The organism is Mesorhizobium sp. Root554 (genome assembly GCF_001427025.1).
Classification (GTDB): domain Bacteria; phylum Pseudomonadota; class Alphaproteobacteria; order Rhizobiales; family Rhizobiaceae; genus Mesorhizobium.
Map to the genome: position 1 here is coordinate 2,944,913 of NZ_LMGA01000001.1, position 19,521 is coordinate 2,964,433.

Below are 19,521 nucleotides of genomic sequence, written 5' to 3' on the forward strand. Positions count from 1 at the left end.
GAGTTAAGGCGGGCTGCTCAGCTGAGGCCGAGCACGTCCCGCATGGAATAGAGCCCCGGCTTGCGGCCCTGCGCCCAGAGCGCCGCCTTGACCGCTCCGCGGGCAAAGATAGCCCGGTCTTCGGCATGATGCGAAAGCGTCACCCGCTCGCCGAGCCCGGCCAGCAGCACTGAATGCTCGCCGATCACCGAACCGCCGCGCAGCGTCGCGAAACCGATGGTTCCGGCCTCACGCGCGCCGGTATGGCCGTCGCGCACGCGCACCGATTTCTCCGCAAGCTGGATTTCGCGGCCCGCCGCCGCCGCCTCGCCGAGCAGCAGCGCCGTGCCTGACGGTGCATCGACCTTGTGCTTGTGGTGCATTTCGAGGATTTCGATGTCGAAATCCGCCGCATCCAGCGCCCGTGCCGCCTGCTCGACCAGCACCGAGAGCAGGTTGACGCCAAGGCTCATATTGCCCGATTTGACGATGGTGGCATGGCGCCCCGCCGCCGCGATCCTTGCATTGTCATCGTCGGAGCATCCCGTCGTGCCGATGACATGGACGATGCGCGCCTGCGCGGCGTAGCCCGCGAATTCGACCGAAGCCGCCGGGGTGCTGAAGTCGAGCACGCCGTCGGCCTTGGCGAAGGCCGGCAGCGGATCGTCGCTGATGACGACGCCGAGCGGGCCGACGCCGGCCGGTTCCCCGGCATCCTTGCCGATATGCGGCGAACCGGCGTGCTCGATGGCGCCGACCAGGGTGGCGCCCGGCGTGGCTTGGATGATCTGGATCAGCGTCCGGCCCATCCGGCCCGCCGCGCCGACAACCACGAGACCCATATCCTTTGTGCGCTGGTCGCTCATGTGCTTTCCCCTGCGGTCTTCTTCACGCGAACGCGCTTTGCCTTCGGCTTCGCGGCCACGGCTGGAAGGCTGTCATCGACGAGACCCAGGCCTTTGCTGCCCTGCAGGCGATGGAACCGGGCATACACGCTGTGCGGGTCGGCGAGCAAGGAGGCGTGCGTGCCTTCCTCGACCAGCCGGCCCTGTTCCATCACGATGATCTTGTCGGCGTTCACGACAGTGGAAAGCCGGTGCGCGATGACGATCGTCGTGCGGTCATGCATGACCTCGGACAGCGCTTGCTGCACTTTTGCTTCCGACTCATTGTCGAGCGCCGAGGTCGCCTCATCGAGCAGCAGGACCGGAGCCTGCCGCACGATCGCCCGCGCGATCGACAGACGTTGCCGCTGGCCGCCGGACAGCGTCACGCCGTTTTCGCCAACGGGGGTGTCGTATCCCATCGGCTGCTGCAGGATGAAATCGTCGGCGGCGGCGAGGCCGGCGGCGGTTTCGATCTCGCTGTCGGTGGCATCCGGACGGCCGTAGCGGATGTTGTCGCAGATCGATCCCTCGAACAGATAGGGCTGCTGCGAGACATAGGCGATGGATTGCCGCAGCGAACGCTTCGTCACCTTTGAAATATCCTGGCTGTCGATTTCGATCACACCGCTGTCGACGTCGTAGAAGCGCTGCAGCAGCGACACCAGCGTGGTCTTGCCGGCGCCTGACGTACCCACGATGGCCGTGGTCTTGCCGGCCGCCGCGACGAAGCTCAGATCCTCGATGACAAGATTGTCGCCATAGGCGAACGACACATTGCGAAAACGGATTTCGCCGCGATCGACATGGATTTCCTTTGCATCTGGCGCATCGAGCTGGTGCGGCTCGATGTCGAGCAATTCATAGATCATGCGGGCGTTGACCAGCGCCTTTTCGAGGCTGACCTGTGTGCGCGCCAGACGCCGCGCCGGGTCGTAGGCCAGGAGCAGGGCAGAAATGAACGAGAACACCGCGCCTGGCGGCTCGCCATTGACGGTGGCGCGATAGCCGGCATAGCCGACCACGCCGGCCACGGCGATGCCGGCGAGGATTTCGGAGATCGGCGTCAGCCGCTCGGATACGCGAGCGATCCGGTTGGCGCGCTGCTCCGAACTGTCGATCAGCTTTTCGATACGCTCGGAAAGCTGGTCCTCCATGGTGAAGGCCTTGACGATGCCGATGCCCTGCGTCGCTTCCTGCATGGCGCCGATCAGGCGCGAATTGATTTCCACCGCCTCGCGGGTGACGCGCCGCAGCCGCCGCATCAGATAGACGACTGAATAGATCAGCGGCGGCCCGATCAAAAGCGACAGTACCGACAGGAACGGGTCCTGCACGATCATCACCCCGATCAGGCCGATGAGCGAGACGAAATCGCGCGCCACCGAGGTCAGCGTTATGCCGAGCAGGTCGCGGATGCCGTTGACGTTGACGTTGATCTGCGCGGCCAGCCGCCCGGAGCGGGTGTCGGTGAAGAAGCCCATGTCGAGCTTCATCAGGTGCTCGAAGATTCGGCTCTGGTAGCGGGCGACGAGATTGTTGCCGATCTTGGCCAGCGTCACCGCCTGTCCGTAGCTCGCCAGGCCTCGGATCAGGAAGGCAGCGAAAATCGAGGCGCAAATCAACAGGATCAGGTCCCCGCGCCGGCGGTAGAAGATCTCGTTGATGACGTCGCGCATGATCCACGCGGTGAAAGCGGTGGTCGCCGCCACGGCCAGGAGGCACAGCACCGCGAACACGTAGTACCCGATATAGTCTCGGCTGTTTTCGGCGAAGACGCGACGGACTACGGCCACAATCTCGCGCGGTTCGGCCCGCTGCGTTTTTTGGGCAGATTTCAAATCGGACGTCCCATGTTGCGGCGCTTCTCTTAGCGCCCCACGGTGTCGTTGCCTATTCCCCGCACGCGAATAATTGGCTGACTATGACCGCCAGCGCCGTCCGTTCGTCTGCACGCCGAAAAGCGACGGCATGCGCGCATAGGCGGCAAGCCCGGCCAATGCGGCTAGCGGATGGGTGATGACGTAGACAGGCATGGACCGCAGCAATTCGCTGTGCGGGGCCTTGTCCTCGAAGGCGGCGCGGAAAGCGCCGTCCTTCAGCGCCGGAACGATCTTCTGCGCGATGCCGCCGGTGAGAAAGACGCCGCCGCGGCTCATGAACACCAGCGCCAAGTCGCCGGCGGTGCGCCCCAGGCACGTCACGAAAAGCGACAGTGCTTCCTCGGCCACCGGGTCGGATTTCGCCAGCGCCGCGGCGGTTATCTCCGCCGGCAGGGTGAACGGCGCCGGCTTGCCGTCGGCCTTGGCGACGGCGCGATAGACGTTGACGAGGCCACGGCCGCACAGGATCTGCTCGCCGGAGATACGGCCGTCGATCTTCTCGATATGCGGGAAAACCTCGAAATCACGCGGCGTGCGCGGGCCGATATCCATGTGCCCGCCCTCGCCTGGGACAGGAATCCAGTGACGCAGCGCATAGACGAGCCCGGCGACGCCAAGGCCGGTGCCGGGTCCCAGCACCACGCGTCCGGCATCGGGCTCCGGCGCCCCGCCGCCGATCTTCTCCATATGCTCTTCGCCCAGCGCCACCACGGCCAGCGCCTGCGCCTCGAAATCATTGAGCACGACGATGTCGGCGAGTCTCAGATTGGTCAGCATCTGCCGTGGCTTGACGACCCACGGGCAGTTAGTGAGCTGGATTTCGTCGCTCTCGACCGGCCCGGCGACGGCGAGCACCGCAGATTTCGGCTGAACGGAAATACTGTCGAGAACAGTCTGGATCGCTTCGTCAATGGTCGCGAAATTGGCGGTCTGCACGATCTGCGGCTCACCGACGCCGGAATTCGCGTCGAGCACCACCGAAAAGCGTGCATTCGTACCGCCGATGTCCCCGATCAGGATCGGGAACTCGAGCACGGTCTCGTCTTCCGCTACGCTTGCCATTTTCATGTCGTCCCCAGTCCAGACGGCTTTAGCCGTTCTTTCGTTGCTTCGGCAAGATGGTGGCCACGGTAGACGGCGGTTCCGTTCGGTAATTGTATGAAAGAAGCAACGTCACTCGACCCCGGCTCCTCCGGGCCAAGGTTGGCAGAGCCATTTTCAACAATTCCAGCGCGGACAGGGATCGCGCCACATCGCAGCCCGATGCCACTAGTTTGTCGGGCGTGGACGTGGCAGCGGAACGCCCATATCGGGCGTTTCGGCAAAGGCGTTGACGCCAAGGGGAAGAGCCGCCTTGGGACGAAGCACGTTGGGCGCCATCGCTCCTTGAACCGTTGCTGGCCCCGGCGACGCGGCGACGGCGACCGCGGCGCTGCCGCCCGGGTACGTCACAGCTTCGGCTGAAACGGGTCCGGGCGCGTCGAGCACCGCCTGGCAGGCTTTCGGCAGGCTGGCCATGGTCATCAGGTCGCGGGCCTTCGGCGCGTCGGGATTCTTGTTTGGCCGCCACGGCTCCTCGGTGAACCACCAAGCCAGGCTCTTGTCGCAGCCGTCGCCGGTGCCGGTGCCTTGCTGTGGCTTGCAGCCCGGCGAACCCGGCTGGCAGCCGATGCGGACATGGAAATGGTAGTCATGACCCCAGAACGGCCGCACCTTGTTCAGCCATGACCGGTCGTCTGTGACGGTATCGCACAATTTCTTCTTGATGCCCGGATTGACCAGGATGCGCTCGACTTCCGGATAGCTTGCCGCCCGCCGCAACAGCCGTGTATGCGCCGACGTCCACAGTTTGTCTTTAACCAGATGCGTGCGCTCGTTGACCATGGATACGGCGCTCATGTTCTCGCGTTCGCGGGCCGAAAGCCGGTGATCCGGCATTGGCGTGAACCAGATGTCGGCATCGAGGCCGATCTGGTGCGATGCGTGCCCGGTCAGCATCGGGCCGCCGCGCGGCTGCGATATGTCGCCCAGAAGCAGTCCCGGCCATCCGTCGGCGAGGGCGTCGCGCGAGAATTTCTCGATCAGCGCGATCATCGCCGGATGACCCCAGCGGCGGTTGCGCGACAGCCGCATCGCCTGCCATGTCGGCCCGTCGGTGGCGATCGCCACGCCGCCGGAAAAGCATCCCTTGGAATAGAAGCCGTAGGATTGCGGATTGCCGAGGGAAGGCAATTCCTCAGAGCCGAACAGGGTCTTGGCCAAATCGGAGGCCGCCGCCGGCCGCGTATCCTGCGCGGTGAAGGACAGAAGCGTCGTCAGCGCCAGGGCGGCGAAACTTGTCCTGCGCAGGAAACCCATCATGGCCTTCATCCGGAAATCCTCTCCCTGACGCCCATGGCCTCTGTTTCCAAAACCGCACTCCGGCACGACGAATCACACCATAGCCGGTCCGCGCGCGGCGATCACGGCTTCTTCATCGGGCTGCGCGGCTCTCCTTGCCCCCAGTTGCCGCTCTGCCACATATGGTCGAGAGCACTGCGATAGTCCGGGAAGCGAAAGCGATAACCGTCAGCCTCGATGGCCGTGTTGGAAACGCGCTTGTTCTCGCCATAGAAAGACCGCGCCATGGGCGAAAGTTGGGCGGTCTCGAAGGAAATTGCCGGCGGCGGCGTCACATTCATGACCGACGCGGCGTATTCCACGACGTCCTGCGGCGGCGCCGGCAGATCGTCGGTGACGTTGAAGATGCCACCCTGATTGCGGCCTGCCAGATGCCACAACGCGCCGGCGATGTCCTCGACATGGATGCGGTTGAACACTTGGCCGGGCTTTATCAACCGCTTCGCCGTGCCGTTGGCGAGATTGACGAAGGCGTTGCGGCCAGGGCCGTAAATGCCTGAAAGCCGCAGGATGGCGACCGGAATGCCGGTCTTCTCGCCGAGTTCCCGCCATTGCTGTTCGGCGGCGACCCGCAAGCGCGACCGCTTCGAGACCGGGCGGCATTCGGCTGTCTCATCCACCCACGCGCCGCCATGGTCGCCATACACGCCGACGGTGGAAAGATAGCCGATCCATTGCAAGGCGGGCATTGCGGCAATCGCGTCGTGCGCGGCAGCCAGCACCGGGTCGCCGCCTTCGTCAGGCGCGATGGAGATGATCAGGTGCGTCGTTTGCGGCAGGGCCGCGTCGATCTCCGGCGTCAGCAAGCCATCGAACGTCAAAGGTGTGATGCCTGCCTCGCGCAGAGCGTCGAAATTGTCTGCCGAGCGGGTGGTCCCGGTAACGGGGAGCCTGTTGCGATTGTCCCGCGCGAACGCCTTGCCCGAATAACCGGCGCCGAAGATGAAAAACTTGCTCAAGCAACGATCTCCAGTGCGGCCTTTTCAGCCAATACCGTCCGCCATTCGTTGCGAACACTTTCATCTGGCTCGAACCGCAATGCCTCCGCTGCGCGGCCTGCGAAACCGCCGGCCTCGTCCAGTCGCGCCAGCGCCCACACCGCGGCTCCGCGCACCAGCGGCGATGGATCGGCCAGCAGCGTCGACACCTGCCCAAGCAGCGTGCCGTCGCCGGAATTGCCGGCGGCGATCAGTACGTTGCGGATGAACCGGTCGCGGCCGATCCGCTTGATCGGCGAACCGGAAAAGAAGCTTCGGAATGCCGCGTCGTCGAGCGTAAGCAGAGCTGTCAGCGGCGGTTCGCGCAGATCGTCGCGGGCGACGAGTTTTGCCTCCGACGCCGCATGAGCGAATTTGTTCCACGGACAGGCAGCCAGGCAGTCGTCGCAGCCATAGATGCGGTTGCCGATCGCGGCGCGGAATTCGTGCGGGATCGGCCCTTTGTTCTCGATGGTGAGGTAGGAGATGCAGCGCCGCGCATCCAGTCGGTACGGCGCCGGGAAAGCGTCGGTCGGGCAGGCGTCGAGGCAGGCGCGGCAGGAGCCGCAATGGTCCTCTTCCGGGACATCAGGCGCTATATCGGCGGTGGTGAAGATCGAACCGAGAAAGAGCCATGAACCATGCTCGCGGCTGATCAGGTTGGTGTGCTTGCCCTGCCAGCCAAGCCCCGCGGCTTCCGCCAGCGGTTTTTCCATCACCGGCGCGGTGTCGACGAACACCTTCACGTCGCCGCCGGCGCGCGCGACGATCTTGCCGGCAATCTCCTTCAGCCGGCCCTTCATCAAATCGTGGTAGTCACGATTGCGGGCATAGACGGAAATGGCGCCGCGTCTTGGTTTTGATTGTAGCGCGCGAGGGTCCTCATCCGGTCCGTAATTCATGGCGACGATGACGATCGAGCGCACGTCGGGCCACAGGATGGAGGGGCTGCCGCGGCGGTCGAGCGTCTCGACGATCCAGTCCATAGAGCCGTGGAAGCCGTCGGCGACGAACTGCGCCAGCCGTTGCGGCGCCAGCGGCGCGGCATCGGGCGAGGTGAAGGCGACCGCGTCGAAGCCGGCGCGATGAACCTCGCGCTCGATCAGATCACGCAGTTTCCGGGCGTCAGAAGTCGAGGTCCGCATAGTGCGATACCGGGGACAGGCCGCGCACGCGATCGGTAAGCAGCGGCCGGAAGGAAGGCCGCGATTTCACCCGCGTGTACCATTCGCGCGCCGCGCCATGCTCGCGCCAGTCAATCTCGCCAAGATAGTCGAGGACCGAAAGGGCCGCCGCCGCCGCAAGATCGGCATAGGTGATGCGGCTGCCGGCCAGCCAATGACGGGTGCCGGCGAGCCAGTTGGTGTACTTCATGTGCTGGCGGATATTGGCGCGCGCCGCCCTGATCGCGGTGGAGTCGGGCGAGCCGCCGCCGGCCTCGGCCGGCATATGCGGTTTCAGCACGCGCTCGCGCACCAGATGGCGGGTGACCTCGCTCTCGGTCTTGGTCAGGTACCAGTCGGTGACGCGACGGATCTCGGCGCGCTCCATCGGCCCTTCCACGAAAAGGCGCTTGTCGCGCTTCAGCACGCCGCGCGTCTCGTCGAGATATTCGGCGATGACAGACGCACCCACCACCGGCACGTCTCCTTCCGCCAGAAGGATGGGCAAAGTGCCCGCCGGGTTCAGCGCCAGGAACTCCTTGCGCCGCGTCCACGGCTTTTCTTCGATCAGCGCCAGCTCCTCTCCGTACTCGCCGAAAGCGAGACGTACGAACCGGCAGGAAGTGAACATGGGGTGATGGAAAAGGGTCAGCATGGTCCGTGCTATCAAAAGCGCTCTGGCGAATCGCCGCCCGCGCCGATAAGTCTTGGTCGCCCGATTCTATGGGCGATAAGGGTGCTGGGACCTATAGGGGGAGTCCCGCGCCGTGACAAGTAAAGCCACAACGGGCAAGGCCTGAGCAAGGGTGCCGATGGAAATCCAGACGCTGATCGAAGCGCTTTTGCTCGGACTGCTCGAGGGCCTGACCGAGTTCTTACCGGTCTCCTCCACGGGACACATTCTGCTTGCCGGGCATTTTCTCGGTTTCGAATCGACCGGCAAGGTCTTCGAGGTGCTGATCCAGCTCGGCGCCATACTTGCCATTCTCAGCGTCTATGCCGGGCGATTTTTTACTTTCCTGCGCCGGCCCGGCGCCTTTCGGCTGATCGGCGAAGCGATCGTCGGCGTCATCGCAGCCCTTGTCTGGCTTTGCGGCTGTGCCTTCGAAATCGTTGCCGCGACTGTCCGCCGCCGCAAGGTCAACCTGTTCCTGCCGCCAGAACTGCCGAACGATCCGGCCGTGCGGCTGATGGTCGGTGTCGGCCTCGGCTTCCTGCCCGCTGCCGTAATCGGCGCGCTGGCGCATGATTTCATCAAGACCGTTCTGTTCGAAACGCCGATCCTGATCTGCGTCATGCTCATTCTGGGCGGCATCGTGCTGTTGTGGATCGATCGGCAGGACCTGAAGCCGAAGTATCATGATGCGGCCAGTCTGCCGCTTTCGACCTATCTCAAGATCGGCCTGTTCCAGTGCCTGGCGATGATCCCCGGAACCTCGCGTTCAGGCGCCACCATCGTCGGTTCGCTGCTGCTCGGCGTCGACAAGCGCGCCGCGGCTGAATTCTCGTTCTTTCTCGCCATCCCGACCATGATGGGCGCCTTCGCGCTCGACCTGTTCAAGAACCGCGACCTGCTGTCGGCCTCGGATTTCCCGGTGATCGCGGTTGGCTTCATCGCCGCTTTCGTCACGGCGATATTGGTCGTTCGCAGCCTGCTCGCTTATGTGTCGCGGCACGGCTATTCGCTGTTCGGCTGGTGGCGTCTGGCCGTCGGCGGCGTTGGACTGATCGCCCTGCTCATCTGGGGTTAAGACAGCACTCAGGCCGCAGGCTTGCGCTGGAACTGTCCGGCGGCGCGGAACCGCCACAGGTAGCTCGGCAGGATGGTTCCCACCGACTGGCCCTGGATGCCAAGGCCTGCAAGCGTCCGTCCATCCTTTTCGGCGACTTCCGAAACCACATTGTGCTGTCGAAGCTGGATCACCTGATCGCGGGTCAGCAGCGGGTTCGGCAGCAATTCCAGGATGGAGGCCTGGATGTTGGCCAGCCACCACGGCACCGGCACAAGCAGGCGCTTGCGGTCGATGACGTCAAGCAGCTCCTGCATGCACTCCTTGAAGGTCAGGACCTTCGGACCGCCCAGTTCATAGACTTGGCCGCGCTTCACCTTGCCATCGACGGACCGCGCGATTGCCTCGGCCACGTCGCCGACATAGACCGGCTGGAACCGGGTCTCGCCGCCGCCGATCAGGGGCAGCACCGGCGAAAGACGCGCCATGCCGGCAAAGCGGTTGAAGAAGCGGTCTTCCGGGCCGAACATGATCGATGGGCGGAAAACAATCGCTTCCCGCACGGTCTCCAGAACGGCCTGCTCGCCCAGCGCTTTCGTGCGTGCGTAGGCGGATTCCGAGTTGGCGTCTGCGCCGAGCGCTGAAACATGTGTCATGCCGGCGCCGACCGCTCGCGCGGCTTCCGCTATGGCGCGCGCGCCGAATTCCTGCACGGCGGAAAACTTCTGCCGGCCGCCTTCATGCAGGATGCCGACGAGATTTATGACGTGATCGGCGCCGCGCACCGCGTTGTCGACCGACCAGCGCACCCGCACATTGGCCTGCACCGCCTGGATCTGACCGACATTGCCCAGCGGCTGCAGATGCCCGGCGAGATCGGGCCTGCGGCAGGCCACCCGTATGCGATAGCCGCGCTTGGCCAGCGCCCGCACCACATGCCGGCCGACGAAGCCTGAACCGCCGAAGATCACCACGAGCTTGGGGGTCTGCAGAATCTCGGTCATGGTCGGCTCCGGCTGTACGCCCTTTTCTGCGGGCTTTGGCTGAAGCCGTTTCATAGTGCGTTTCAGCCCAAACGCAAAGGGCAAAGCGGCCGTTAGCCGCTCTGGAGCCCTGCGTTAAAGCGCCCTGCCCAGATGTGCGTCGACCGACTGCCGGTTGCCGCCGCGGATGACGAAGAAGAACAGGGCCGCCGCCCACAGCAGCGACTTTTCCGCACCGGAAAAACCCTGCCCCTGGACGATCCAGTGAAACCACACCGTGACCAGCAAGATGATCATGCCCGCGAAAGAGGCCGGACGCGTCAGAAAGCCGATGGCGATCAGGATGCCGCCGAAGAACTCGGTGACCGACAGTAGCGGCGACCAGAACGTTCCGGGATAGAAGCCCAGGCCCTCGACCATACCCACTGCGCCGAACGGATCGACGATCTTCTGCGAGCCGTGAATGGCCAGGAAACCGCCGGCCACCACACGCAGAAGTGTTTCGGCCAGATCGTGCAGGGCGCTGTAGATGTTTCCCATTGCCGGTATTAAAAGACGGGTGCGGCCGGGTTCGGTCATGTGTGACAAGAATGGTCTCCTTCGTGGTCGAGGACCTGAAACGCCCGATGGTCAACCTCACGGTCAAATGAAAACAAGTTGATTAGTCGGGTCATATTTAAGGCGAATGCGGTTACGCGTTGCGGCCTTCGGCCAAGCGAATTTCGGTTGAGGGAATGCGCCGAAGGCGCAAGAATCGGCAGGGATCGAATAAGGAATTGTAGGAATGACGAGTAAGCTCGAAGGCAGGCATATCGTGGTGACGGGCGGCACCGGGCAGCTCGGCAGCACGGTGGTGGCCAAGCTTTTGGAAGAAGGTGCGGTCTGCCACGTCCCCAACAGCCACGCGGCGGCGCCGGAGCATTTTCCTTTTGTCGGGCACGAGCGCGTCAGGCTGGTGAACAATGTCTATCTCGCCGATTCCGCCGCGGTCGAAGCATTCTATGCGGATGTGCCTGAGCTTTGGGCGTCGGTTCACCTTGCCGGCGGGTTCGCCATGGCGCCGCTTGAAAAAACCGAATCGGCTTCATTCGCAGAGATCATGGACACCAATGTCCGCACCGCCTTTTTGTGCAGTCGCGCCGCGGTGCGGGCGTTGCTCGCGGCAGGCAATGAAGGCCGTATCGTCAATGTTTCGGCCCGTCCCGGGCTCGATCCGCGTCGCGGCGCCGGCATGGTCGCCTATGCTGCCAGCAAGGCGGCCGTTGCGGCGATGACCGTCGCCTTGGCCGAAGAGGTGAAGAGCAAGGGCATCCTCGTCAATGCCATAGCCCCGTCGACGCTGGACACCGCTTCAAACCGCGCCGACATGCCCGATGCCGATTTTTCGCGCTGGGTCAGCCTCGAGGCGGCGGCGGAAGCGATTTTCTATCTTGTGTCGCCGGCCAACCAGGCGATGAGCGGAGCTCTCGTTCCGCTCTATGGCCGCGCATAGGGCGTTCAGCGCCAATACGCAGAGCCCTCTCGGCGAAAGGCAAGCCGCATAAAAAAACCCCGCGAACCATGAGGCTCGCGGGGTTTTTGTTTTTCGTGGCAGGCTTAGTTGCCGGACTTCTTCAGCGCCGCGCCCAGGATGTCGCCGAGCGAAGCACCGGAGTCGGTGGAACCGTACTGGGCCACCGCTTCCTTTTCCTCGGCGATTTCCAGCGCCTTGATCGAGACCTGCAGCTTGCGGGTCTTCTTGTCGTAGGCGATGACGCGGGCATCGACCTTCTGGCCAACGGTGAAGCGTTCCGGACGCTGCTCGTCGCGATCACGTGACAGGTCGGAGCGCTTGACGAACGAGTCGAGACCGCTCTCCACCAGCCGCACCTCGATGCCGCCATCCTTGATGCCGGTTACTTCGCAGGTGACGACGGCGTTCTTGCGCAGTTCGCCCGAAGTGGCGGCTTCGCCGGCCGCGTCGCGCTGCAGCTGCTTGACGCCGAGCGAGATACGCTCCTTCTCGATGTCAACGTCGAGCACCTGCGCCTTGACCATGTCGCCGCGATTGTACTCTTCGATGACCTGTTCGCCCGGACGGTTCCAGTCCAGGTCGGACAGGTGAACCATGCCGTCCACGTCGCCTTCGAGGCCGATGAACAGGCCGAACTCGGTCTTGTTCTTGACCTCGCCCTCGACTTCCGAGCCGACCGGATGGTTTGCGGCGAAAGCATGCCACGGGTTTTCCAGCGTCTGCTTCAAGCCCAGCGAAATACGGCGCTTGGCCGGATCGACCTCGAGCACGACAACGTCGACTTCCTGCGTGGTGGAGAGGATCTTGCCGGGATGCACGTTCTTCTTCGTCCACGACATTTCCGAAACGTGGATGAGACCCTCGATGCCCGGCTCCAGCTCGACGAACGCGCCGTAGTCGGTGATGTTGGTGACGGTGCCGGTGATCTTCTTGCCGATCGGGAACTTGGTGCCGATATCGGACCACGGATCGCTTTCGAGCTGCTTCATGCCCAGCGAGATGCGGTGCGTCTCCTGGTTGATGCGGATGATCTGCACCTTCACCGTCTGGCCGATGTTGAGGATCTCGGTCGGATGGTTGACGCGGCGCCATGCCATGTCGGTGACGTGCAGCAGGCCGTCAATGCCGCCGAGATCGACGAACGCACCGTAATCGGTGATGTTCTTGACCACACCCTCGACCACCTGACCCTCTTCGAGGTTCTGAACGATCTCGGAGCGCTGTTCGGCGCGGCTCTCTTCCAGCACGGTGCGGCGCGAAACCACGATGTTGCCGCGGCGGCGATCCATCTTGAGGATCTCGAAGGGCTGCGGGTTGTGCATGAGCGGCGTGACATCGCGGATCGGGCGGATATCGACCTGCGAACGCGGCAGGAAGGCCACGGCGCCGTCGAGGTCGACGGTGAAGCCGCCCTTGACCTGGTTGAAGATCACGCCTTCGACGCGCTCGCCCTTGGTGAATTTCTCTTCGAGCTTGACCCAGCTCTCTTCGCGGCGGGCCTTCTCGCGCGACAGCATCGCCTCGCCCAGGGCGTTTTCGATGCGCTCGACATAGACTTCAACCGTATCGCCGACCTTGAGGCCGCCTTCCTTGCCCTTGACGCCGAATTCCTTCAGCGGCACGCGGCCTTCGACCTTGAGGCCGACATCGATGATGGCCATGTCCTTTTCGATCGCGGTCACGAGACCGCGCACGACCTGGCCTTCGCCGGAATGGCCGGCGCCGAAAGATTCGTCGAGCATGCTCGCGAAATCATCGCGAGTGGGTGTTGCAGTAGCCATATTTTCTCCTGGGAACCCCGCGTTTGTCAGCGAGGTCGGCGCCGTGGTTAGCGTTGCGTTGGCCTGCCGGCGTTCCGGGTCGAAACCCTGGCCGCCCTGGAGCGGCAAATCCGGCGCATGCTAGAATGCTGGCAGGCTGGTTCTTGGTCTCGCCTGGGCTTCGCCGCATCTCCCGGCGGGAGAACAGGGCAAAAGCCGGTCAGGCCTTGTTCCGGATGGCAATGGCCTCGTCAACGATCGCCCGCGCCGCCTGGAACGCGGCTTCTATAGACATTTCCGAGGTGTCGAGCAAGTGCGCGTCAGCGGCGGGCCGAAGCGGCGAGTCGGCACGGCCCATGTCACGCTCGTCGCGCCGGACGATGTCGGCGAGGATATCGGCTCCTTCGGCCTTTCCGCCGCGCGCCTCGATGTCGCGCAGCCGGCGCTGCGCCCGTACCTCGGCGCTGGCGGTGACATAGAGCTTTACGTCCGCTTCGGGGCATACAACCGTACCGATATCACGCCCGTCCAGCACGGCGCCGGACGCTTGCGCGGCGAAGGCGCGCTGCTTGTCGACGAGGATTTTGCGCACGTCCGAAATCACCGCCACGCGGGAGGCTGCATCGGCGACCTCGTGGGCGGATAAGGCCTCCCGGTCGAGGTTGCCGAGATCGACCAGTTTAGCAGCCTCGACAGCGTGCGTTTCATCTCCGAGCGGCCAGCCCCTGGTCAGGAGCATGTGCGCCACGGCGCGGTAGGTCAGCCCGGTGTCCAGATGCGGCAGATGATAATAATCGGCCAGCCGCCGCGCCAGGGTGCCCTTGCCGGAAGCCGCCGGTCCGTCGATGGCGATGATCATCGCTTCACCCTGTAATGCCGCATGATCGCTGCCATATCGGCATTGGCGTGGACTTCACCGGGGTCGCCGAGACCGTCCGCCACCCGCTCCATGTCGGTCACCGGGCGGTTCTGGCTGGCCTTCCACTTGCCGTCGATGGCGGTGATTTCGATTTCGACGCCGATAATGCCCTTGATCTGCGCCTGGATGAAGTCTTCCGGCGCGTCCTCGACCGCCCACGGGGCCGGTCGGGCGGCTTCATGGTCGCGCGTCAGTGCGCCGATCTGGGTCCGCAGCCAACCTCCATCATCGATGACGCGCGCCACGCCACGCACCTGCACGACGGCATAGTTCCAGGTCGGCACGACCTTGCCGGTTTCCTGCTTCGCCGCATACCAGGACGGCGTGATGTATGTTTCCGGCCCCTGGAAGACGATGAGCACCGTCGCTCCGTCGGCGATTTCGCGCCATTGGCCATTGGCCTTCGACATGTGCACCTGCAAGGTACCCTTCTCGGACCGCTCTGCTTCCAAATGGAAGGGAAGCAGATTGGCGTTCGGTCCGTCGGCGGCCGCGGTAATGAGCAGGCCGAGAGGATGCGACCGGATCAGCGCATGCTGGACCGAGAGATCATCCTCGCGGAAATGCGGCGGCTGATACATGTCACTCTATCCCTGCGCCGAGTCCCTTCATAAGTCCCATGAATTCGGGGAAACTGGTAGCGATCATGGCGGCGTCGTCGATGGTGACCGGCTTTTCTGCTGCCAGTCCCATAACCAGGAAGCTCATGGCGATGCGATGGTCGAGGTGGGTTTGCACCATATCATCTTTCGCCTGACCGCCGAGTCCCTTGCCGCCGGGAACGCCGCGCACGGCGAGCGTGGAATGCCCCTCGGTGCAATCGACGCCGTTGAGCTTCAGCCCTTCGGCGACGGCGGACAGCCGGTCGCTCTCCTTGACCCGCAATTCCTCCAGGCCCTGCATCAGCGTCTCGCCTTCGGCGAAGCTCGCGGCGACGGCCAGCACCGGATACTCGTCGATCATCGACGGCGCCCGCTGCGGCGGGACTGAAACGCCCTTGAGTTCGGAGTGACGCACCCGCAGATCGGCGACGTCCTCGCCACCCTCGTTGCGCGGGTTCAGGATGTCGATCCGGCCGCCCATTTCCTGCAGGGTCAAAAGCAGGCCGGTGCGGGTCGGGTTCATCAGCACGTTTTCGATGACGATATCCGAGCCAGGCACGATCAGTGCGGCGACCAGCGCGAAGGCCGCCGACGACGGGTCGCCGGGCACCGCGATGGTCTGGCCGGTCAGTTTTCCCTGGCCTTCGATGAAGATGTGGCGCACGCCGCGCTCGTCCGTCTCCACCGTCAGATTGGCGCCGAAACCCTGCAGCATCTTCTCGGTGTGGTCGCGCGTCATCACCGGCTCGATCACTGTGGTGATGCCGGGTGTGTTCAGCCCGGCCAAAAGCACAGCCGATTTCACCTGCGCCGAAGCCATCGGCACCCTATAGGTAATAGGCGCTGCGTGTTTGGGGCCGCGCAGCGTGATCGGCATGCGGTCGCCGGCGGCTGCGCTCAAGACCTGAACGCCCATCTGGCGCAACGGGTCGAGGACGCGGCCCATCGGCCGGCCCGACAGCGACGCGTCGCCGATGAAGGTCGTCTCCATGTCGTAGGTGCCGACCAGCCCCATGGTCAGGCGCGAGCCCGTGCCGGCATTGCCGAAGTCGAGCGGTCCTTCCGGCTGCAGCAGCGCCCCATTGCCGGTGCCGCGGATGATCCATTCATCACCCTTCTTCTCGATATGGGCGCCCATTGCCTTCATGGCGGCGCCGGTGCGCATCACGTCCTCGCCCTCGAGCAGGCCGGTAATGCGGGTTTCGCCGGAGGCCAGGCCGCCGAACATGAAGGAGCGGTGCGAGATCGATTTGTCCCCCGGCACGCGGGCATTGCCGGAAAGCGGCGGCGAACGCCGCGCGGTCGCTGGTCGTGGTTTGGCGTCATGCGCCATGTCGTTATGCCCTGGATTGTTCGGCCGAGCGTGCTCAAAGCCGGAATGATCATTTTTGCACCGCTTCCGTAGCATGAAGGACATCGGCCGTCATCCTGAAAAAGCCTCGTGAAAATGCCGCCGGGCAACGTGGCTTTTGGCTTTGACAGCACGGTCAACTGTGAGTAAGGGGACCAGTCTTTCTGTACGAGGCTTGCCGTGGCAAAATCTGAACTTGGCACAAAACGCATAGACCCTGAGACGGGTCAGAAATTCTACGACCTGAACAAGGACCCGATAGTTTCGCCCTATACGGGCAAAACCTATCCGCGCTCCTACTTCGAGGAAGGCAAGGTTGCCGCCATCGAGGAAGAGGAGGAGGTCGAGGAAAAGGAAGCAGACGCCGAGGAAGAAGGCGCCGAGATCGTTTCGCTCGAGGATGCCGATGAGGAAGCCAAGGCCGACGATCTTCCTGACCTTGGGGACGACGAAGACGATGTCGACATCGGCGACGATGACGAAGACACCTTCCTCGAGGATGAAGAGGAAGAGGACGACGACGTTTCCGACATGATCGGCGTCGGCGATGACGAGGACGAAATCTGATCGGGCCGGTGGGCGCCAGGGCGCTCGCCGGCTTTCGCTGCCGGCATGATAAAAAGCCGCCGCGGAAGACTTGCTATTGCTGCAAGGCGGCGCTAGAAGCCGCCAGCATTAGGCGGCCGGGACCCAACCCGGCCTGATCTTTTCGCCGGAAACGGCGCCGGCGGCTTGCCGGGTGTGGGGCCATAGCTCAGCTGGGAGAGCGCCTGCATGGCATGCAGGAGGTCAGCGGTTCGATCCCGCTTGGCTCCACCAAATCGTTCTTCCTGAATTGCAATTCTTGGATTCCTGGAGTGTCCTCGGCATATCCGGAGCTGGTCCTTCGATCTGTTGGCCGGTTCAGGCAATCCAACGTGGCGATGCCGCCGGCTCAACCCAGTCTCTTTAAAGCATCCAGAGATGCAGCCCACGAGATATTCCTCGGTCGATGGGATCGATTTCTATCCCGTTCATCCGCCTGCCCGGCAAGGAAATCGCTCGGCGTCGCCGATCTGTAGCCGCAAGTCTGGTGGGTACCAACACAAAAAATGAATTGCACGCCTGTGCAAAAATGCCCTGCCCAGCACTTGTCAGGCGAAGAAATTGCCATCTCCGCCGCAAGCGGCCCAGAAAGACAAGGGGTTGATTTTTCACAAGAAAGACAAGTTAATGCCAAGAGTGAACGCCCCTCATCCGGGTATGAGTCATGTTCAGAAAGCTATGCGCCTATATGCACACCAGTGCAAAAATGTCGCAAAGTTGGGTTGACTTTTGTCGACGGCACGGCGACAAAAATAAAAACCGTACTTCACGTGCGGTGCGGGCCGCGGGAGGTTGGCTCGGCAGGCGGGTGGCAGTAGCCGGCCTGCAAGCGTCAGGGAGGAACAATGACGCCCGGATTTTGTCTTCGTTTGTCCGCGGTCCGGCAATCCGGACCGATCATGGCTTCGGCATGACTCTTTCGAAGGCCGAACCGTCGCCAATGCGCCGCCGCGAAGCGCATCATCATGCGGTGTCGCGCCCGGACGCACGGGTCGCGCCGAGCCGCTGGCAGCGTTTGCGCTACAAGCTGCGGATCGCCATGCGCGAGCCCACGACCCTGATCGGCGTGCTGGCGGCGCTGCTGTTTGCCTATCTGATCGTCGTGCCGATCATCTCCATGCTGCTCGACGCCATCCGGGTGCAGCTGGGCGATGGCCGGCGCATCAAGGCGGAAACGGGTGAACTCACCTGGTACTATCTGGAGCGGACCTTCACCTCGCGCGTGGCGCGAAGCCTGTTCTGGGAGCCGCTCGCCAACACGCTCTCGGTCGCCTTTGGCGCCATCGTGCTGTCGGTCATTGTCGGCGGCATCCTGGCATGGCTTTTGGCGCGCACCGACATGTTCGGGCGCAAATGGTTCGCCACGGCGCTCATCGTTCCTTACATGCTGCCCGCCTGGACCTTCGCGCTCGCCTGGACGACCCTGTTCAAGAACCGCACCGTCGGCGGCCAGGTCGGCTGGTTCGAGGCTCTCGGCTTTTCGCCGCCCGACTGGCTTTCCTACGGCCGCCTGCCGGTGACGCTGATCCTGGCGCTCCACTATGCGCCCTTCATCATCCTCCTGTTCGGCAATGCGCTGCGCCGCTTCGATTCCCAGCTCGAGGACTCGGCGCGGATCCTCGGCGCCGGCCGCGTCACCGTCACTCGCAAGATCATCCTGCCGCTGATGCTGCCCTCGCTGCTGTCGGCCATCGTGTTGATCTTCGCCAAATGCCTCGGCGAGTTCGGCGTGCCCTATGTGCTCGGCCTGCCGGTCAATTTCGACGTGCTGGCGACGTCGCTTTACCGCAACATCTCCTCGCGCCAGACCGGCGTCGCCGCCGTGCTCGCCGGCTGCATCATGCTGATCGGCATCATCACGATCGTCATCGACGCCAAGCTCATCAAGGAAGCGCGCCGCTTCGTCACCATCGGCTCGAAGGGTTCCATGGACCGTCTGCAGCCGCTCGGCGCCATGCGCATTCCAGCAATGGCCTTCGCGGCGGGCATCTTCCTGGTCAGCGTCGGCCTGCCGCTGCTCACACTGTTCCTGTCGACCGTCATGAAGGTGCCTGCGCGGTTCACCCTGGACAATTTCACCCTCGACTACTGGATCGGCACGGATCTGAACACGGTCGCCCTGCAGACCGGCATCCTGCTCAGCCCCGACCTTTGGAACGCCGCCTGGAACAGCCTGCGTATCGTCGGCCTGGCATCGGTCACGTCCGGCCTGCTCGGCCTGCTGGTCGGCTACGTCGTCGCCCGCACGCCGGTGCGCCCGCTGGCAACCTTCCTCCGCCAGGTGACGTTCCTTCCTTATCTGGTGCCCGGCATCGCCTTCGCCGCCGCCTATCTGTCGCTCTTCGCCGTGCCGCGCGGACCGATACCGGCGCTCTACGGCACCACCCTCATCCTCATGCTGGCGCTGATTGCGGATCAGATGCCTTACGCTTCCCGCGCCGGCATCTCGGCCATGATGCAGCTTGGCAAGGAACCCGAGGAGGCGGCGCAGGTCGCCGGCGCCGGCTGGTTCCGCCGCATGCGCTCGATCGTCGTGCCGATCCAGAAAGGCTCGCTGGTCACCGGCATCCTGCTGCCCTTCATTTCCGGCATCAAGGGGCTGAGCCTGTTCGTCGTGCTGGCCGTTCCCTCGACCGACGTGCTGACCACCTACTCGCTGCGGCTTGTGGATTACCACTACACGCAGGCGGCCAATGCGGTCGTGCTGATCATCGCCGCGATCGCCTATTTCGGCACGCTGCTCGGCCAGAAACTCACCAGAACGAATCTCGCCCAGGGATTAGGGGGCTGAC

17 protein-coding genes and 1 tRNA gene are annotated in these 19,521 nt (G+C 63.7%); 5 read left to right on the plus strand and 13 right to left on the minus strand.

Features of this window, described 5'->3' with window-relative positions; genetic code table 11:
* Positions 1-17: 17 nt before the first annotated feature.
* The 7 genes from dapB to ASD44_RS14410 all read right to left on the minus strand — a co-directional run bounded on the left by dapB (position 18) and on the right by ASD44_RS14410 (position 7,941).
* Positions 18-845, minus strand: a complete 828-nt coding sequence (dapB, locus tag ASD44_RS14380; protein ID WP_056113297.1) for a 4-hydroxy-tetrahydrodipicolinate reductase — start codon at positions 843-845, stop codon at positions 18-20.
* Entirely contained in the window at positions 842-2,704 is a 1,863-nt protein-coding gene (locus tag ASD44_RS14385; protein ID WP_056113300.1) for an ABC transporter ATP-binding protein, read from the minus strand. Before ASD44_RS14385 ends, dapB begins: the two co-directional genes overlap by 4 nt.
* An 81-nt stretch (positions 2,705-2,785) precedes the next feature.
* Positions 2,786-3,808: a glucokinase gene (locus ASD44_RS14390; protein ID WP_056116249.1), complete on the minus strand. Its 1,023-nt coding sequence runs from the start codon at positions 3,806-3,808 to the stop codon at positions 2,786-2,788.
* A gap of 207 nt (positions 3,809-4,015) precedes the next feature.
* Positions 4,016-5,116 carry a penicillin-insensitive murein endopeptidase gene (gene mepA, locus ASD44_RS14395; RefSeq protein WP_056113302.1) on the minus strand — a complete coding sequence of 367 codons (1,101 nt, stop codon included), beginning with the start codon at positions 5,114-5,116 and terminating at the stop codon, positions 4,016-4,018.
* 92 nt (positions 5,117-5,208) lie between these two features.
* The gene (locus ASD44_RS14400) at positions 5,209-6,105 is read right to left on the minus strand and encodes an SDR family NAD(P)-dependent oxidoreductase (protein WP_056113304.1); all 897 of its coding nucleotides are present in this window, start codon (positions 6,103-6,105) and stop codon (positions 5,209-5,211) included.
* On the minus strand, positions 6,102-7,268 hold the full coding sequence (queG, locus tag ASD44_RS14405) for a tRNA epoxyqueuosine(34) reductase QueG (RefSeq protein WP_056113307.1): 1,167 nt from the start codon (positions 7,266-7,268) through the stop codon (positions 6,102-6,104). The genes ASD44_RS14400 and queG overlap by 4 nt, the downstream gene beginning before the upstream one ends.
* Positions 7,249-7,941, minus strand: coding sequence for a glutathione S-transferase family protein (locus ASD44_RS14410; protein ID WP_056113310.1), 693 nt, complete (start codon positions 7,939-7,941; stop codon positions 7,249-7,251). The genes queG and ASD44_RS14410 overlap by 20 nt, the downstream gene beginning before the upstream one ends.
* Positions 7,942-8,098: 157 nt before the next feature.
* Here ASD44_RS14410 and ASD44_RS14415 point away from each other — a divergent pair, with 157 nt between their 5' ends.
* Positions 8,099-9,037, plus strand: coding sequence for an undecaprenyl-diphosphate phosphatase (locus ASD44_RS14415; RefSeq protein WP_056113312.1), 939 nt, complete (start codon positions 8,099-8,101; stop codon positions 9,035-9,037).
* Positions 9,038-9,045: 8 nt separating this feature from the next.
* Here ASD44_RS14415 and ASD44_RS14420 read toward each other — a convergent pair whose 3' ends face one another.
* Together ASD44_RS14420 and ASD44_RS14425 are read right to left on the minus strand one after the other, a co-directional pair.
* On the minus strand, positions 9,046-10,020 hold the full coding sequence (locus ASD44_RS14420) for a complex I NDUFA9 subunit family protein (RefSeq protein ID WP_056116253.1): 975 nt from the start codon (positions 10,018-10,020) through the stop codon (positions 9,046-9,048).
* 114 nt (positions 10,021-10,134) lie between these two features.
* Complete coding sequence (locus ASD44_RS14425; protein WP_156459926.1) at positions 10,135-10,578, minus strand: DoxX family protein; 444 nt, start codon at positions 10,576-10,578, stop codon at positions 10,135-10,137.
* Positions 10,579-10,783: 205 nt separating this feature from the next.
* On the opposite strand from ASD44_RS14425, the gene ASD44_RS14430 reads away from it, so the two are divergent.
* On the plus strand, positions 10,784-11,491 hold the full coding sequence (locus ASD44_RS14430; protein ID WP_056113318.1) for an SDR family NAD(P)-dependent oxidoreductase: 708 nt from the start codon (positions 10,784-10,786) through the stop codon (positions 11,489-11,491).
* Between the two features lie 104 nt (positions 11,492-11,595).
* On the opposite strand, the gene rpsA is transcribed toward ASD44_RS14430, so the two are convergent.
* The 4 genes from rpsA to aroA all read right to left on the minus strand — a co-directional run bounded on the left by rpsA (position 11,596) and on the right by aroA (position 16,126).
* On the minus strand, positions 11,596-13,293 hold the full coding sequence (gene rpsA / locus ASD44_RS14435; RefSeq protein WP_056116257.1) for a 30S ribosomal protein S1: 1,698 nt from the start codon (positions 13,291-13,293) through the stop codon (positions 11,596-11,598).
* Between the two features lie 199 nt (positions 13,294-13,492).
* Positions 13,493-14,131, minus strand: a complete 639-nt coding sequence (gene cmk, locus ASD44_RS14440) for a (d)CMP kinase (protein WP_056113321.1) — start codon at positions 14,129-14,131, stop codon at positions 13,493-13,495.
* Positions 14,128-14,772, minus strand: coding sequence for an FMN-binding negative transcriptional regulator (locus ASD44_RS14445; protein WP_056113323.1), 645 nt, complete (start codon positions 14,770-14,772; stop codon positions 14,128-14,130). Before ASD44_RS14445 ends, cmk begins: the two co-directional genes overlap by 4 nt.
* A 1-nt stretch (position 14,773) precedes the next feature.
* On the minus strand, positions 14,774-16,126 hold the full coding sequence (aroA, locus tag ASD44_RS14450; protein WP_056113325.1) for a 3-phosphoshikimate 1-carboxyvinyltransferase: 1,353 nt from the start codon (positions 16,124-16,126) through the stop codon (positions 14,774-14,776).
* Positions 16,127-16,324: 198 nt separating this feature from the next.
* Between aroA and ASD44_RS14455 the strand changes: the two genes are divergently transcribed.
* The 3 genes from ASD44_RS14455 (at position 16,325) to ASD44_RS14465 (ending at position 19,520) form a co-directional block, all read left to right on the plus strand.
* On the plus strand, positions 16,325-16,711 hold the full coding sequence (locus ASD44_RS14455) for a TIGR02300 family protein (RefSeq protein ID WP_056113327.1): 387 nt from the start codon (positions 16,325-16,327) through the stop codon (positions 16,709-16,711).
* A gap of 176 nt (positions 16,712-16,887) precedes the next feature.
* A tRNA-Ala gene (locus ASD44_RS14460) sits at positions 16,888-16,963 on the plus strand.
* 706 nt (positions 16,964-17,669) lie between these two features.
* Entirely contained in the window at positions 17,670-19,520 is a 1,851-nt protein-coding gene (locus ASD44_RS14465) for an iron ABC transporter permease (RefSeq protein ID WP_056116260.1), read from the plus strand.
* Position 19,521 lies beyond the last annotated feature (1 nt).

Excerpts from the sequence above, each read along its gene's own strand:
- dapB (WP_056113297.1), bottom strand. The coding sequence starts at position 845 with ATGAGCGACCAGCGCACAAAGGATATGGGTCTCGTGGTTGTCGGCGCG.
- ASD44_RS14390 (WP_056116249.1), bottom strand. The coding sequence starts at position 3,808 with ATGGCAAGCGTAGCGGAAGACGAGACCGTGCTCGAGTTCCCGATCCTG.
- mepA (WP_056113302.1), bottom strand. The coding sequence starts at position 5,116 with ATGAAGGCCATGATGGGTTTCCTGCGCAGGACAAGTTTCGCCGCCCTG.
- queG (WP_056113307.1), bottom strand. The coding sequence starts at position 7,268 with ATGCGGACCTCGACTTCTGACGCCCGGAAACTGCGTGATCTGATCGAG.
- ASD44_RS14410 (WP_056113310.1), bottom strand. The coding sequence starts at position 7,941 with ATGCTGACCCTTTTCCATCACCCCATGTTCACTTCCTGCCGGTTCGTA.
- ASD44_RS14415 (WP_056113312.1), top strand. The coding sequence starts at position 8,099 with ATGGAAATCCAGACGCTGATCGAAGCGCTTTTGCTCGGACTGCTCGAG.
- ASD44_RS14420 (WP_056116253.1), bottom strand. The coding sequence starts at position 10,020 with ATGACCGAGATTCTGCAGACCCCCAAGCTCGTGGTGATCTTCGGCGGT.
- ASD44_RS14425 (WP_156459926.1), bottom strand. The coding sequence starts at position 10,578 with ATGACCGAACCCGGCCGCACCCGTCTTTTAATACCGGCAATGGGAAAC.
- ASD44_RS14430 (WP_056113318.1), top strand. The coding sequence starts at position 10,784 with ATGACGAGTAAGCTCGAAGGCAGGCATATCGTGGTGACGGGCGGCACC.
- rpsA (WP_056116257.1), bottom strand. The coding sequence starts at position 13,293 with ATGGCTACTGCAACACCCACTCGCGATGATTTCGCGAGCATGCTCGAC.
- cmk (WP_056113321.1), bottom strand. The coding sequence starts at position 14,131 with ATGATCATCGCCATCGACGGACCGGCGGCTTCCGGCAAGGGCACCCTG.
- ASD44_RS14445 (WP_056113323.1), bottom strand. The coding sequence starts at position 14,772 with ATGTATCAGCCGCCGCATTTCCGCGAGGATGATCTCTCGGTCCAGCAT.
- aroA (WP_056113325.1), bottom strand. The coding sequence starts at position 16,126 with ATGGCGCATGACGCCAAACCACGACCAGCGACCGCGCGGCGTTCGCCG.
- ASD44_RS14465 (WP_056116260.1), top strand. The coding sequence starts at position 17,670 with ATGCGCCGCCGCGAAGCGCATCATCATGCGGTGTCGCGCCCGGACGCA.